Annotated in this window: 12 protein-coding genes; 2 read left to right on the top strand and 10 right to left on the bottom strand. The window is 69.0% G+C overall.

Going from position 1 to position 12,080, the window contains the following annotated elements; genetic code table 11:
- Position 1: 1 nt before the first annotated feature.
- The 6 genes from fabG to ACMGFG_RS15160 form a co-directional block, all read right to left on the bottom strand.
- Positions 2–745 (bottom strand): 3-oxoacyl-[acyl-carrier-protein] reductase, encoded by a 744-nt coding sequence (gene fabG / locus ACMGFG_RS15185; RefSeq protein ID WP_436931169.1) that lies wholly within the window; start codon positions 743–745, stop codon positions 2–4.
- Positions 746–1,030: 285 nt separating this feature from the next.
- On the bottom strand, positions 1,031–1,813 hold the full coding sequence (locus ACMGFG_RS15180) for a helix-turn-helix transcriptional regulator (protein ID WP_436931168.1): 783 nt from the start codon (positions 1,811–1,813) through the stop codon (positions 1,031–1,033).
- A gap of 424 nt (positions 1,814–2,237) precedes the next feature.
- Positions 2,238–3,296, bottom strand: coding sequence for an HTH-type sugar sensing transcriptional regulator TrmB (trmB, locus tag ACMGFG_RS15175; protein ID WP_436931167.1), 1,059 nt, complete (start codon positions 3,294–3,296; stop codon positions 2,238–2,240).
- A gap of 226 nt (positions 3,297–3,522) precedes the next feature.
- The gene (locus ACMGFG_RS15170) at positions 3,523–4,620 is read right to left on the bottom strand and encodes a glucose 1-dehydrogenase (RefSeq protein WP_436931166.1); all 1,098 of its coding nucleotides are present in this window, start codon (positions 4,618–4,620) and stop codon (positions 3,523–3,525) included.
- Between the two features lie 148 nt (positions 4,621–4,768).
- Positions 4,769–5,833: a Gfo/Idh/MocA family protein gene (locus ACMGFG_RS15165; RefSeq protein WP_436931165.1), complete on the bottom strand. Its 1,065-nt coding sequence runs from the start codon at positions 5,831–5,833 to the stop codon at positions 4,769–4,771.
- A gap of 193 nt (positions 5,834–6,026) precedes the next feature.
- The gene (locus tag ACMGFG_RS15160) at positions 6,027–7,325 is read right to left on the bottom strand and encodes an HAD family hydrolase (protein ID WP_436931164.1); all 1,299 of its coding nucleotides are present in this window, start codon (positions 7,323–7,325) and stop codon (positions 6,027–6,029) included.
- 209 nt (positions 7,326–7,534) lie between these two features.
- Between ACMGFG_RS15160 and gfcR the strand changes: the two genes are divergently transcribed.
- The gene (gene gfcR / locus ACMGFG_RS15155) at positions 7,535–8,170 is read left to right on the top strand and encodes a transcriptional regulator GfcR (RefSeq protein WP_436931163.1); all 636 of its coding nucleotides are present in this window, start codon (positions 7,535–7,537) and stop codon (positions 8,168–8,170) included.
- Between the two features lie 25 nt (positions 8,171–8,195).
- Here gfcR and ACMGFG_RS15150 read toward each other — a convergent pair whose 3' ends face one another.
- From ACMGFG_RS15150 to ACMGFG_RS15135, 4 genes are all read right to left on the bottom strand, one after another.
- The gene (locus ACMGFG_RS15150) at positions 8,196–8,648 is read right to left on the bottom strand and encodes a hypothetical protein (protein WP_436931162.1); all 453 of its coding nucleotides are present in this window, start codon (positions 8,646–8,648) and stop codon (positions 8,196–8,198) included.
- 159 nt (positions 8,649–8,807) lie between these two features.
- The gene (locus tag ACMGFG_RS15145; RefSeq protein ID WP_436931161.1) at positions 8,808–10,100 is read right to left on the bottom strand and encodes an MFS transporter; all 1,293 of its coding nucleotides are present in this window, start codon (positions 10,098–10,100) and stop codon (positions 8,808–8,810) included.
- A gap of 93 nt (positions 10,101–10,193) precedes the next feature.
- Positions 10,194–11,006: an HD domain-containing protein gene (locus ACMGFG_RS15140; protein WP_436931160.1), complete on the bottom strand. Its 813-nt coding sequence runs from the start codon at positions 11,004–11,006 to the stop codon at positions 10,194–10,196.
- Between the two features lie 101 nt (positions 11,007–11,107).
- Positions 11,108–11,584: a redoxin domain-containing protein gene (locus ACMGFG_RS15135; protein ID WP_436931159.1), complete on the bottom strand. Its 477-nt coding sequence runs from the start codon at positions 11,582–11,584 to the stop codon at positions 11,108–11,110.
- Between the two features lie 150 nt (positions 11,585–11,734).
- Between ACMGFG_RS15135 and ACMGFG_RS15130 the strand changes: the two genes are divergently transcribed.
- The gene (locus ACMGFG_RS15130) at positions 11,735–12,055 is read left to right on the top strand and encodes a Sec-independent protein translocase subunit TatA/TatB (RefSeq protein ID WP_135363466.1); all 321 of its coding nucleotides are present in this window, start codon (positions 11,735–11,737) and stop codon (positions 12,053–12,055) included.
- Positions 12,056–12,080 lie beyond the last annotated feature (25 nt).

Here is a 12,080-nt window from a genome sequence, read left to right as displayed (position 1 = left end):
CTCACCACTCCATGCCGCCGTTGACGCCGATCACCTGGCCGGTCATGTAGCTGGACTCCTCGCTGGCGACGAACGAGACGATCCCGCAGATGTCCTCGACGGTAGCGAACCGGTCGAGGGGGATCTCCCGCAGGATCTTCTCCTGGACGCGCTCGGGCACCTCCTCGAGCATGTCCGTCTCGACGAACCCCGGCGCGATGCAGTTGGCGGTCGACCCCGAGGAGGCCATCTCCAGGGCGATGGTCCGGGTGAACCCGAACAGGCCCGACTTCGTCGTCGCGTAGTTGGCCTGCCCGTAGTTGCCCTGCTGGCCGACGACCGACGAGATGTTGATGAGCCGGCCGTGGCGGCTCTCCTTGATGTCGTCGAAGAACGTCTTCGTGCAGTTGTAGACGCCGCCGAGGTTCACGTCGATGACGGCGTCCCAGTCCTCGCGGGTCATGTGCTCGAACTTCTTGTCGACGGTGATCCCCGCGTTGTTGACGAGCACGTCGACCGGCCCGAAGGCGTCGACGACCTCCTCGCGCATCGCCTGGACCTCGTCGAAGTCGGACACGTCGGCCTGTGCGGCGACCGCAGTTCCCCCCGCGTCCTCGATGGACTCGACGACCGCCTCGGCCTCCGCCGCCGACGAGCGGTAGTTGACCACCACGTCCGCGCCGCGGTCGGCGAGGTCCTCGGCGATGCCCCGTCCGATGCCGCGGGAACTCCCCGTGACCAGACAGGTCTGCCCGTCCAGGTTCACGGCCCCGACCTCCGTTCGCGACGGTCCGGATTCATGTCATACAGTGGCCCCCGGAGACGGGTTAATAGTTCCCCTTGCGAGGGTTACATAACTCGCCAGTGGTGTCCCTCGTCTGTCCCGACGGGATCGCCCACGTCACGCACGCTCCGGCGACCCAGGGCCTGACGGTGAGTTCGAAGGTGCGAGATCTGTCACGAACGGTGCCCTCGTGGGAATCTTCGGAACCGTCGGCGAGTCCCGGGGCCACTCGGGAAGGGGTCTGGCACTCGGGAGGGGACGCCGGCGCTACGAGAAGTGCTCGGCGACGAACTCGTCGTTGGGCGTGGCGCGGTCCCAGTAGTGTTCGAACAGGTCCCGTCCCCACTCCATCGCGCGGTCGTCTTCGGCGATCACTTCGGTCCGGGAGTCCCACTGGCCGTCGATCGTCGGCAGGGAGAGCATGATCTCCGAGTCGGTGACGCCGATGCCCACGTCCACGTCGAGGACACGGACGGGCGTCTCCGTCCACTGGTCGGCCTCGTCGGGCGAGTCGATCCGTTCGAGCGCGTCGAGGGCGACCGTCCTGTCGACGATCAGGCGCGCGTCGGGCGCGTCCGGCATGACGGACTCGTACTCGGCCTGATAGATCGGCGTCACGATGTCCACCTCAGTGCCGGCCCGCTCGACCCGGTCGCAGACCTCCCTGACGACCGCGTGGGGGTCGGTGTCCGCGGCGCGGTAGACCTCGGCGTCGGCGAGCTCGGTCAGCCTGAGGCGGAAGCGCCGCGGGAGCGCGGCCACGTCGTGCTCGCGCCAGTAGTCGTCGGCGAGCAGCCGACAGAGGTTGCCCTGCTGTTCGAGCAGGTCCGCGACCAGCTGCCCGCTCCCCGTCGCCGCCCACCCCGTATCTAGCGAGCGCACCAGCCCCTTGCGTTCGAGGTCGCCCACGGCGTTGTACACCGCCGACTCGCTCGCCTCGACCGCGTCGATGAGCTCGCCGATCGACCGCTCCTCGGCGACGATCGCGAGCAACACGTCCGTGCGAACCGACGACCCGAGCACGTACTCGACGATGGAGTCGGAACTCACGCCGCTCCCCCCGGAACCCGCCGAACTCCGCTACTGTGCCGCGCCATTATCGAATTCCATACCATTCGGAATTACTTCGGTCTTGCGGAACGATTTACTCGAAACGGAATTGTTTCCGGATGAAAAGTTCAACATTTATACCGTTGGGGTGGTGAGGACACAATGCGGTTCGATGGGGGATGTAGGGTCCCTGCTGGCCTCTCGACCTCAAGGGGGGAGAGCGGCTCGCTGGCAATCTTCGTCCCCATCCGTTCTCACACGGCCCTCCAGGCCGGGAGCGGTCCGTATTCGATACGGGTCCGGCTCCCGAACGTAACCGTCAGGAGAGACGGGAGTTGTCGCGAGGACCGACGCCGTCGTGTCGTCGGGGCTCGCAGACCGCCCTCCTCGGAGCGGTCGCGAACAGCCCCCTCGGAACGGCGACTCAGTCGGCGGGCTCGGGCGGCGAGTCCCGGCCGATGCGGATCTCGAACGACTCGATGTCCTCCAGCGCGGCGACCTGGCCGCCGACGTTGACCCGACCCTCCTCGGTCTCGACGACGAGCGACGCCTCCTCCAGGCTCGACGTGATGCTGGCGTCGACGACCTTCCCCTCGACGACGAGCTCCTCGCCGGTCAGCACGTCGCGGCCCTCGATGGTCGCGTAGAACTCCCCCTCGAGGTCGACCATGTCTGCGATGGCGCGGCGGATCGTCCCGTAGCGGCGCGGGAACGACACGTCCTCGCCGTCGGTCCGGACCGTCTCGGCGGTGGTCCACAGGACCGTGTTCATGAACATCGAGACGAGAAAGCCCAGTTCCGAGCGGTCGAAGATGACGCCGTAGCGGTCGGTGTCGCCCTTGAGGCTCTCGCGGGTCGCGTAGATGGAGTAGCGGCCGTCGGCGACGGCGATGACGGGCGTCGTGACGCCGCGGCGCTGCTTGACCGTGCTCGCGAGGTCCGCGTAGTCGTACTCGTCGGGGTCGGGGGCGTCGGCGGCGGGGGAGATGAGGATCTCGATGGCGACGCCCTCCTCGTGCTGGCGGCGGAGCTGGCTCTCGAACCGCTCCAGCAGCTCCGGCGTCAGCGACAGCATCAGCTCGTACTCCGCCGAGTCGATGACCTCCGAGAGATACCGGAGGATCGTGGGCCGGGACTTGACGAGCGAGACGGCTTCCGTGCCGCGGGCGGGCTGGGTGTACTGCTCCTCCAGGTCGTCGACGAGCGTGTCCAGCGACTCCTGGAGGTCGTCGAACGCCTCCGCCGGGTCGAGCGCCAGCACCTTCATCGGCCGCGATTCCTGAAGCTCGACGAGCCCGATGTCGCTCAGGCTGCGGACCGTGTCGTAGACGCGCGGCTGGGGGATGTCCGTGTAGTCGGCGATCTCGGAGGCCGTGACCTGCCCGTGTTCGAGGATCGTGAGGTACGCCTTGGCCTCGTACTCCCCGAAGTTGAACCGCTCGGAGACCGCTTCGAGGGAGGCGAGGAGGTCGTCACCAGCCATGTGGATTGTCTCTTTCGCCACCGAGTAAATCAGTCTGTCCCTTCGCGCGGTTCTCGCACGGCACCGGCCAGCGGGTGTTCGGCGACCGCCAGCGACCGCCGACTGAGACGCCGACCCGGCGGTGTCTGGTCGCGACCGCTCCGACGGCCGGCGACCGCCCGCGACCGCTCCGACGGCCAGCGACCGCCCGCGACCGCTCCGACGGCCAGCGACCGCCCGCATCCGCCTACAGTCGGTCGAACTCGACGACCGCCTTGATCTGGTCGTGGCCGTACTCGAAGGCCGGCTCGACGTCGTCGGGCGCTGCGACGGTCGTCACGAGGTCGTCGAGCAGCCAGTCGGGCAACTCCCCGAGCGTGTCGACCGCCCCCTCGAAGTGCTTCACGTGGGAGTTGACCGTCCCGACCAGCGCTTTGTTGTGGAGGACGAGCTCGTTGTGGATCCGCCCGCCGTCGACCTCGAACTCCCAGGAGTCGGGGATGCCCAGCAGCGCGCCGACGCCGTTGGGCGCCAGCGCCTCGACCGTCTCGAAGGCGTGGGGCGCGTAGCCCGTCGCCTCGTAGACGAGGTCCATCGGCTCGTAGGCCTCCGGCACCGTCCCCAGCGGGGTCTCGTTCGAGTTGACGTAGGTCGCGCCGACCTCGTCGATGATGTCGACGGTCGGGTCGGGCCGCTCCCGGCGGCCCAGACAGTAGGTGCGCTCGAAGTCGTGGGTCGCGAACGAGCGGTCGCTCTCGACGCCGTACTCCAGCATGGCGAGGGTGAGCAGGCCCAGCGACCGGTTGCCCAGCACCAGCGCCGACTCGGGCGCCCACTCGAACGCGGACCGCGCGGCGTAGGCGTGTTCCAGCGCCTTCTCCGTGATGCTGATCGGCTCGACGAGGAAGCCGAGGTCCCACAGCTCCCGGGGGACCGGAACCAGATACTCCGGCCGGCTGGTGAAGTATTCGGCCATGAAGCCGTGGTCGCCGACGATCCCCCGCTCGACGTACTCGCCCTCGGGCGCCATGTCCGGCTCGCCGCGCTCGAAGTAGTCGTTGGAGTCGTCGGCGGGCGGGCGCCGGACCGTGGGGGCGACCACGTCGCCCTCCGCCAGGTCGGTGCCGTTCGGGTCCGCGACGACGGCGACGGCCTCGTGGCCCAGCACCATGTGGTCCTCGCCCTCGGGGAACCCGCCGTGGGAGCCGCCGATGACCTCGTGGTCCGTGCCGTCGACGCCGACCCGGAGCGTCCGGAGCAACGCCTCGCCCTCGGCCGGTGTCGGGCGCGGCTTCTCTATCACCGCCGGTCCCTCCGAGCCCCGCTGGACAGCGATCGCTTTCATTGGCGAAAAGAGTACTCTATTCCGAGTTAAGTCTTTCCTCGCGGACCGGAGAGTGGACCCGGGCGTTCTACGCCGCCCGAGACCCGCTACCGGGCGGTGGTCGGTATCGGCCCGCTGGCGGACGAACGGGAGAGAACGGGTCCGGCGGTCAGTCGTCGAGGGAGACGGCCTCGCCGGTCTCGCTGGAGCGGTAGATCGCCGAGAGGACGCGCTGGACGGTCAGGCCCTGTTCGACGGTGTTGCGCCCGGGCGTCTCGCCGGTCACGCAGTGTTCGAGGAAGTAGGCCTGTTCGGCGGCGTGGGCGTCGTTGTTGCGGGTCTCGACCTCGGACTCGACCATGTGGCCGGCGCCCCGGGCGCCCGACTCGTGGAAGGTGACGCCCTCGCCGGGGCGGAAGGTCGCGCCCGACTCCGTGCCGCGGAGGACGTACTCCTGTTTCTTCGGGCGGTTGACGGCCCAGGCGACCTCAAGGGAGATGGTGCGGTCGTCGGCACAGCGGATGAAGGCGGTGGCGGAGTCGTCGACGTTGAACCCCTCGGGACCCTGGTCGTCGCCCCACATCTGGATGTAGGTGTAGTCGTCGCGGCCACCGAACTGCGAGCGGGTGACCCCCGAGACCTCCTCGACCTCGGGGTAGCCCAGCAGGTACAGCGACAGGTCGACGGCGTGGACGCCGATGTCGATGAGCGCGCCGCCGCCGGCGACCTCCTTGCTCGTGAACCACGACCCGCGGCCGGGGACGCCCCGCCGGCGGATGTAGTTGGCCTCGACGTGGCTCAGGTCGCCGAACCGGCCCTCCTCGCGGTAACCGTTGATGACCTCGACGGGGTTCTCGAAGCGGGTGTGGAACCCGACCATGCAGAAGCCGTCGGCCTCGTCGGCGGCGTCGGCGATCCGCTCGGCCGCCTCCAGGGTGTTGGCCAGCGGCTTCTCGACGAGCACGTCCAGCCCCGCCTCCAGCGCGTCGACGACGTACTGCTCGTGGAACTTGTTGGGCGTCGTGACCGCGACGGCGTCGACCTCCTCGTACAGCTCGTGGTGGTCCTGGTAGGTGGCGACCCCGAACTCGTCCGCGAAGGAGGCGCGGGCGCCCTCCGCGATGTCGACGCCGCCGACCAGGTTCGCCCCCTGGTCGACGAACCGCTCCGCGTGGTGGTGTCCGATGTTACCCAGACCGACGATGCCGAGCCTGACAGATGAGATATCGACCATATTGTTGACTCCGTTCGGTTCTCACGGATACCTACTCACGGACTCCCGTAAATCTCCCGCGATCAGTCCGTGAACACCGGCCCCCGTCGAACGGCCGCCCGCTCCGTTCGACCTGTCCGGACGAGCGGGCCGCTCGCACGGGATTTCGCCGTCGCTCACTGTCGGGACGACCGCCGCGACGGCGGTCCCGCCGTCACTCGACGGCGACCAGCCGGTTGAGCGCGTACACCGTCCGGAGCACGTCGCCGGCGTCGCCCGGCGGGAAGACCAGGTCGTCGCGCTCGCGGACGTGCTCAAGGACGACGGTCGACGCGTGCTCGGGCGCGGCCGCGACCCCGGCGTCCCGCTCGGCGACCCACTCCATCACCCGGAGGTCGCTCTTGCTGTCGCCGACCACCAGCGCGAACGGGTCCTCGACGCCCAGCACCTCGAACGCCGCCTCGACCCCGCCGGGCTTGTCGAGTTCGCGGCTGACGACCTCCGCCGCGTCGCCCTCGTAGTAGGCCACGTCCACCCGGTCGAGAAAGTCCGCGACCGGGTCGGGCACGTCCGCGTCGGCGGGTTCACCCCCTCCCGGAAGTTCGTCGCGCTCGTCGAGCACCGCCTCGATCTCCGGGTCGCGGGCGGCGTAGAACGCCCGGGTCCACTCGCCGGCGGCCGCGCCGAGGACATCCTCTTCGTCGTGTTCGGACGGTTCGGCCGGCCGAACGTCATCGATGCGGTCCGCCACGACGACCCCCAGGAGGTCCAGCAGGTAGACGAGCGCGTCGTCGATCACCGCGACGGCGTCGTCGTTCCCGGTCTCGAAGTTGGGCTTGAGCGTGACGTTGAACTCGTTGCCCTGCAGGTGACAGCCCCGCGCGACGCCGTCGGGGGCGTCCGAGAGCACGCGCTGGCGCAGGCGGTCGAAGGCCGCGCGGACCGACTCGTCGAGCTCGTCGTACAGCAGGCGCTTGGTCTCGGGCCCGTGGCCGGGCGTGAACACGCCGGTGCCGCTCTCGTAGACGACGCTCACCTCGCCGGAGTTGACGACGGCGTTGCCCAGGCCCTGGCTGAGAAAGCCCTTGACGTTCTCCAGGGTCTGTCCGGTACAGACGACGATGGGCACGCCGGCCTCGTGGAACTCGGTCAGCAGGTGCAGCGTCTCGCGGGGGATCTCGTTGTCGGTCTGGCCCGCCGACCGGAGCGTCTCGTCCACGTCGAGCACGAGGGCGTTGACCGGCCGGTCGTACTTCGTCGCCAGGTCGAGGCCGGTGAAGGCCTGGTCGCGGGTGGCGTGGGCGGCCACGTCGGCGTAGGTCTCGCCGGTCCCGGGGAAGGCGTCGCGGATCTCCTCGCGCAGGTCGTCGAGTTCGTCGCTGGCGTCCTCCCAGTAGGTCAGCGCGACCCGCGAGTCCAGCGGCGGGAACAGGTCCACGAACGCCTGGTGGGACCGCAGCCGCTCGGCGTCGAACTCCTCGTAGAGCCGGTAGAGCTGGTCGTAGCGTTCCATTACCCTGTGGTCCGTCGGGGCTCGTTGTGTAGGTTGGGATCGGTCCCCGGGTTCCCGGGTCGCGCGGGCGGCGACTGACGAGAGAGGCGGCGGTGGAGCCCCGCGACGGGTGTGAGAGACGGCGGCGAGGCTTCGCGACGGGTGTGAGAGGCGGCGACGGGAACCCACAACGGGTAACACCCCCGCGTGCGAAAGAGCAGGTAACACGCATGAAGAACATCGACGATCTCATCGACAGCGCGGCGGAGCTGGCGGAGGGGGGTCTCTCGAAGGGCGAGATCGCGGACGAGCTCAACGTCTCCAAGGAGACGGCCTCCTGGCTCGTCTCGCGCAGCGGCGCCACGACGACGACGGCGGCCGACAGGAAGTCCCAGAGCCCCCACGACATCCACGTCGACTGGAGCGCCATCGGCCGCGACAGCGCCCGGCTGACTCACGTCGGCCGCGCCGTCGCCGACCTGCTCTCGAAACAGGGCGAGGAGGTCGACCTGACCATCGGCGTCGAGAAGGCCGGCGCGCCCATCGCGACGACGGTCGCGCGCGAACTCGACACGGACCTGGGCACCTACGCCCCGAGCAAACACCAGTGGGACGACGGCGAGAGCGAGGAGCTGTCGGGGTCGTTCTCCCGCAACTTCGCCCAGATACGGGACCGGGAGTGCTACGTCGTCGACGACACCATCACCAGCGGGACGACGATGACCGAGACGGTCGAGGCCATCCGCGACCGCGGCGGCGAGCCCGTCGCCTGCGCGGTACTCACCGACAAGCGGGGCGTCGAGGAGATCGAGGGCGTCCCGGTCTACTCGCTCGTCCAGGTGCTGCGGGTCGGTCAGTCCGAGTAACGCCGGCCCGCGTGATCGGGCCCCCTCAGCGCTCGACGTCTTCCCAGTAGGTCGAGGTGATGTGAGCGTCAGGCTCGTCGGGCGAGGAGAGCGTCAGTTCGTCGTCGGTCCACCGGACGACCAGTTCCGGCCTGTCGACCGACGGCCCCTCCCGGTCGGGCGCCTCGGCGGCCTGCGCGCGGACGAGGTCGTCGGTCACCGCGCGGCCGTCGCCCTCGACGACCTCCTCGGTGAGCCCGACGCACTGCACCGAGCGCGTGCGGTCGGCTGTCCCCTCCCGTTCGACGGACCGCGCGCGTTCGAAGTCCGGGCGCTCCTCGCGGCCGGTCAGCGATCCCAGCCGGGCGCGGATGGATCGACCGACCGAGCGGAGTCGTGCGGCGAGACGACCGACGAGCGAGTCGGACCCGGTTCCCCGGTCGGCGTCCCCGGCGGCCCGACCCTCCCTGTCGGCCCCGTCGACGGGGGTCTGGCTCATACCTGCACTTGGTGTGGAACGGTAAAAATCATTGTGCTAACCGGTGACATGCTCGTGGTACTACCGGGCTCCCGTCAGGTCCGATCGCGGTCAGGACGCGTGACCGGTCGCTTACGCGCGCGGCCTGCGTCACCGCCTGTGGTCAGTCGTCCCCTGCAGTCAGTCGCCCGCAGCCGGGACGGCCTCCGGCGCGGGTTCGACGATGTAGAGCCCGAAGAAGACGACCGCGGCGACGACGATGAACGCGCTGGCGGTGAAGAAGGCGACGAAGACGGAGGTGGCGTCCCACAGCGCGCCGACGGAGACGGGGCCGACGACCTGGCCGACCTTCCAGGCGATCGAGCGCAGCGACATGCTCCCCGCGACGGCGTCGAAGTGCTCGCCCTCCTCGACGAACAGCGCCATACTGGCCGGGAGGCGGATGCTGTCCGCGACCCCGCAGACCGCGAAGGCGCCGAACAGCGGGAAAAAGGCGGGCGGCAGTGTCGTCGACAGTCCCGCTACTGCGATCGTCATCGGGGCGAAGTAGCCGACGGCGTACTCGGCGAAGGGGATGATCGCCGCGCCGACGGCGTACAGCAGCGCGCCGACGAGCACGAAGACGTGTTTGTGTCCCAGGCGGTCGGTGTACGAGCCCACGAGTCCCTGGGTCAGCGACTTGGTGAGTTTCCCGCCGGCGAGGATGCCGCCGACGAGTATGGGGCTCATCCCGAAGCGCGTCCGCGCGTAGATCGGCAGGAAGAGGATGACCGCCATCTTCCCGAAGCTCAGCCCGAGCCTGAAGACGACCAGCGCGCGGATGGCCGCGCGGCCGAGCAACATTCTGAGCGTCTCGACGCCGGTCGCCTCCTCCGGGTCGGCCTGCCCGCCCGGGTCGTCGCGGAGGAAGAAGTAGACGCCGACGAACGCCAGCAGCGTCACGCCGCTGAGCACGCCGTAGGTGAGCGTAAACCCGCTGGTCGCGAGCAAGATTCCGCCGACGAGGTCGCCCGCGAGGCTGGAGAAGGCGCCCACCTGGTTGTACGTGCCGAGCCACTGGCCGCGCTCGCCGTCGGGGCTGATCTCGCCGACGACGGTCGAGCCGGTGATCCACAGCAGGCTCGCGCCCAGCCCCTGGAAGACGCGCATCAGGACGACGTGGCTCACCGTCTCGACCATCGCGAAGCCGACGAACACGAGGACGTTCAGCGCGAGCCCGACCAGCAGGTACCGCTTGGCGTTGCCGGTGTCGATCTTCCGCCCCATCGGCAGGACGATGACCAGCTGGACCAGCGCGAAGGCGGTGCCGAACAGCCCCTCGACGGTGCCCGAGGTGGCGAACATGTCGGCGTACAGCGCCAGCGCGATGGCGATGGTCGAGTACGCCTGCGACCGCGCGAAGGCCGTGCCCGCGAGCGCCAGGAACTCGGCGTTCGCGAACAGCCGTAGCGATCCGCCCGAGTCGTCGCTCACAGTTCGGCGGTCCGGCTACGGCCGAAAGGGCGTTTCGTCTCCGGCGGAGCCTTCCGCGGTCGGCCCGGTCCGGGACCCACTGTCGCCCGGCGCCTACAGCTCGATCCGCTCGACGATGTTCCCCTCCCCTTCGGAGGTGTTGACGGCGACGATCCGGACGTGGTCCTCCAGTCCCGAACCCCGAAGTTTGGCCTTCAGGAGTTCGTCGACCTGGTAGACGCCGGCGGCGTTGTGCATCTCGATCTCGACGAGGACGGCCACGTCGTCGCCCGCCTTCAGCGTCACCGACTCGATCGCCTGGCTGGAGACCGTGTTGATCCCCCGCCCGCCCCGTTCGTAAGGACTGCGCGACCGGCCGTGCTCCATGTCCAGACCGTCGGCCAGTCGGACGATGCCCGCCTCGGTCGTCAGCGGGGTCTCCTCGGTGTGGTGACAGAGGATCGCGTGCAGCACCTCGCCTTTCATCCGGACGGCGTCGGCGGTGTCGTACCACTCGCCGAGGATCCGGTCCAGCAGGTCGGCCGCCAGCGGAATCGAGTAGTAGGGGTGTTCGTCCCGGTGGACGACGTGGCCGATGTCGTGCAGCGTCGCCGCCAGCGCCACGACCACCGGTTCGTCGGCTGGTTCGAGCCCCTGCTCGGCGGCGCCGTTGAACTCGACCTCGCCGTCGTAACAGAGTTCGTACAGCGTCAGCGCCCGGTCGCGGACGATGCTGACGTGTTTGGCGCCGTGGTCGTTGTAACGCATCCGCGCCACGGGATTGACGTTCTGCGCTTCGAGGTACGCCCGGATCTCCGCGTCGTCCGCGACGAACGCGAGCACCTCGTTGAGCCGCTCGTCCGGGAAGGCGTGCTCGGCGCCGGGATCGTACGACCGACCGTCGACCGCGTCCGAACCGTCACTCATGTCACGACTGTCCGCCCGCGGACGCAAAAACCCTCGTGCGACCGGTCGCTCGACCCCGGCGAACGCCGCCCGACGCACGCCGCGAGGTGCCGGTGGCCCGCTCAGCGCAGGTCGGCGACGGCGTCGCGGACCTCGTCGTAGTCGGGTTCGATGCCCGGGTCGCCGGCGACCCAGGCGTAGCGCACGACGCCCTCGCCGTCGATCACGAGCACGGCCCGCCTGGCCACGTCGTCGACGCCGAGCGACGCGAAGTCCATGGCGAGGTCGTAGGCGTCGACGATCCGCCGGTTCGTGTCGCTGATCATCCCGAAGGTCAGGTCGCTGTCCTCGCGGAAGGCGTTCAGCGCGAACGGCGTGTCGACACTGATCCCGTACACCGTCGCGCCCAGGTCGTCGAACTCGTCGAGTCGCTCCTCGAAGGTCTCCATCTCGTGGGTGCAGGTCCCGGTGAACGCGCCGGGGAAGAACGCGAGCACGAGCGGCGCCTCGTCGAGTCGCTCGGACAGCGTGAACTCGGTCACGTCGCCGTGAGCCAGCGGTGCGGTGAAGTCTGGGGCGGCGTCTCCCTCGTCGACCATACCGGTCGGTTCGCCTCGCGCGGGAAGGGTGTTGGGACACCGGCGGGGTCGGCCGGATCCCCGTCCCCGAAAGATTGATGAAACGGGGTTGTAGCGGGGTGATATACAGCAAAAAGGTTATAATTGGCGTCGAGTAAGCGTCGGGTAGAGATGATGGATACACTCATCCCCCTGTTCCCCGTCGGGGGCATGCCGGGCGGGACGGAACTGATCGTGATCCTGTTGATCGCCGTGTTGCTGTTCGGTGCCAACAAGATCCCGAAGCTCGCGCGGTCGACCGGCCAGGCCATGGGCGAGTTCCAGAAGGGTCGCGAGCAGGTCGAGCAGGAGCTCGAGGAGATGAAAGAGGGCGCGACCATCGACGACGACGGAAACATCGTCGACGAGGACGGCGAGATCCTCAAGACCGAGGCCGAGCGCGAGACCGAGGGCGCCATCGACTCCTCGGACTCGTCGTCGTCGAGCAACTGACGGTTCCGTTCTCCCCGCTCTCGCT

The sequence above is a fragment of the Halosimplex halobium genome (assembly GCF_051414055.1).
GTDB lineage: Archaea > Halobacteriota > Halobacteria > Halobacteriales > Haloarculaceae > Halosimplex > Halosimplex halobium.
The sequence above is the reverse complement of the archived record's forward strand: the minus strand, read 5'-3'. Positions and strand labels throughout refer to the sequence as shown.

Coding starts and splice junctions, on each gene's coding strand:
- trmB (WP_436931167.1), bottom strand. CDS start 3,296: ATGGCTGGTGACGACCTCCTCGCCTCCCTCGAAGCGGTCTCCGAGCGG.
- ACMGFG_RS15170 (WP_436931166.1), bottom strand. CDS start 4,620: ATGAAAGCGATCGCTGTCCAGCGGGGCTCGGAGGGACCGGCGGTGATA.
- ACMGFG_RS15165 (WP_436931165.1), bottom strand. CDS start 5,833: ATGGTCGATATCTCATCTGTCAGGCTCGGCATCGTCGGTCTGGGTAAC.
- ACMGFG_RS15160 (WP_436931164.1), bottom strand. CDS start 7,325: ATGGAACGCTACGACCAGCTCTACCGGCTCTACGAGGAGTTCGACGCC.
- gfcR (WP_436931163.1), top strand. CDS start 7,535: ATGAAGAACATCGACGATCTCATCGACAGCGCGGCGGAGCTGGCGGAG.
- ACMGFG_RS15150 (WP_436931162.1), bottom strand. CDS start 8,648: ATGAGCCAGACCCCCGTCGACGGGGCCGACAGGGAGGGTCGGGCCGCC.
- ACMGFG_RS15140 (WP_436931160.1), bottom strand. CDS start 11,006: ATGAGTGACGGTTCGGACGCGGTCGACGGTCGGTCGTACGATCCCGGC.
- ACMGFG_RS15135 (WP_436931159.1), bottom strand. CDS start 11,584: ATGGTCGACGAGGGAGACGCCGCCCCAGACTTCACCGCACCGCTGGCT.
- ACMGFG_RS15130 (WP_135363466.1), top strand. CDS start 11,735: ATGATGGATACACTCATCCCCCTGTTCCCCGTCGGGGGCATGCCGGGC.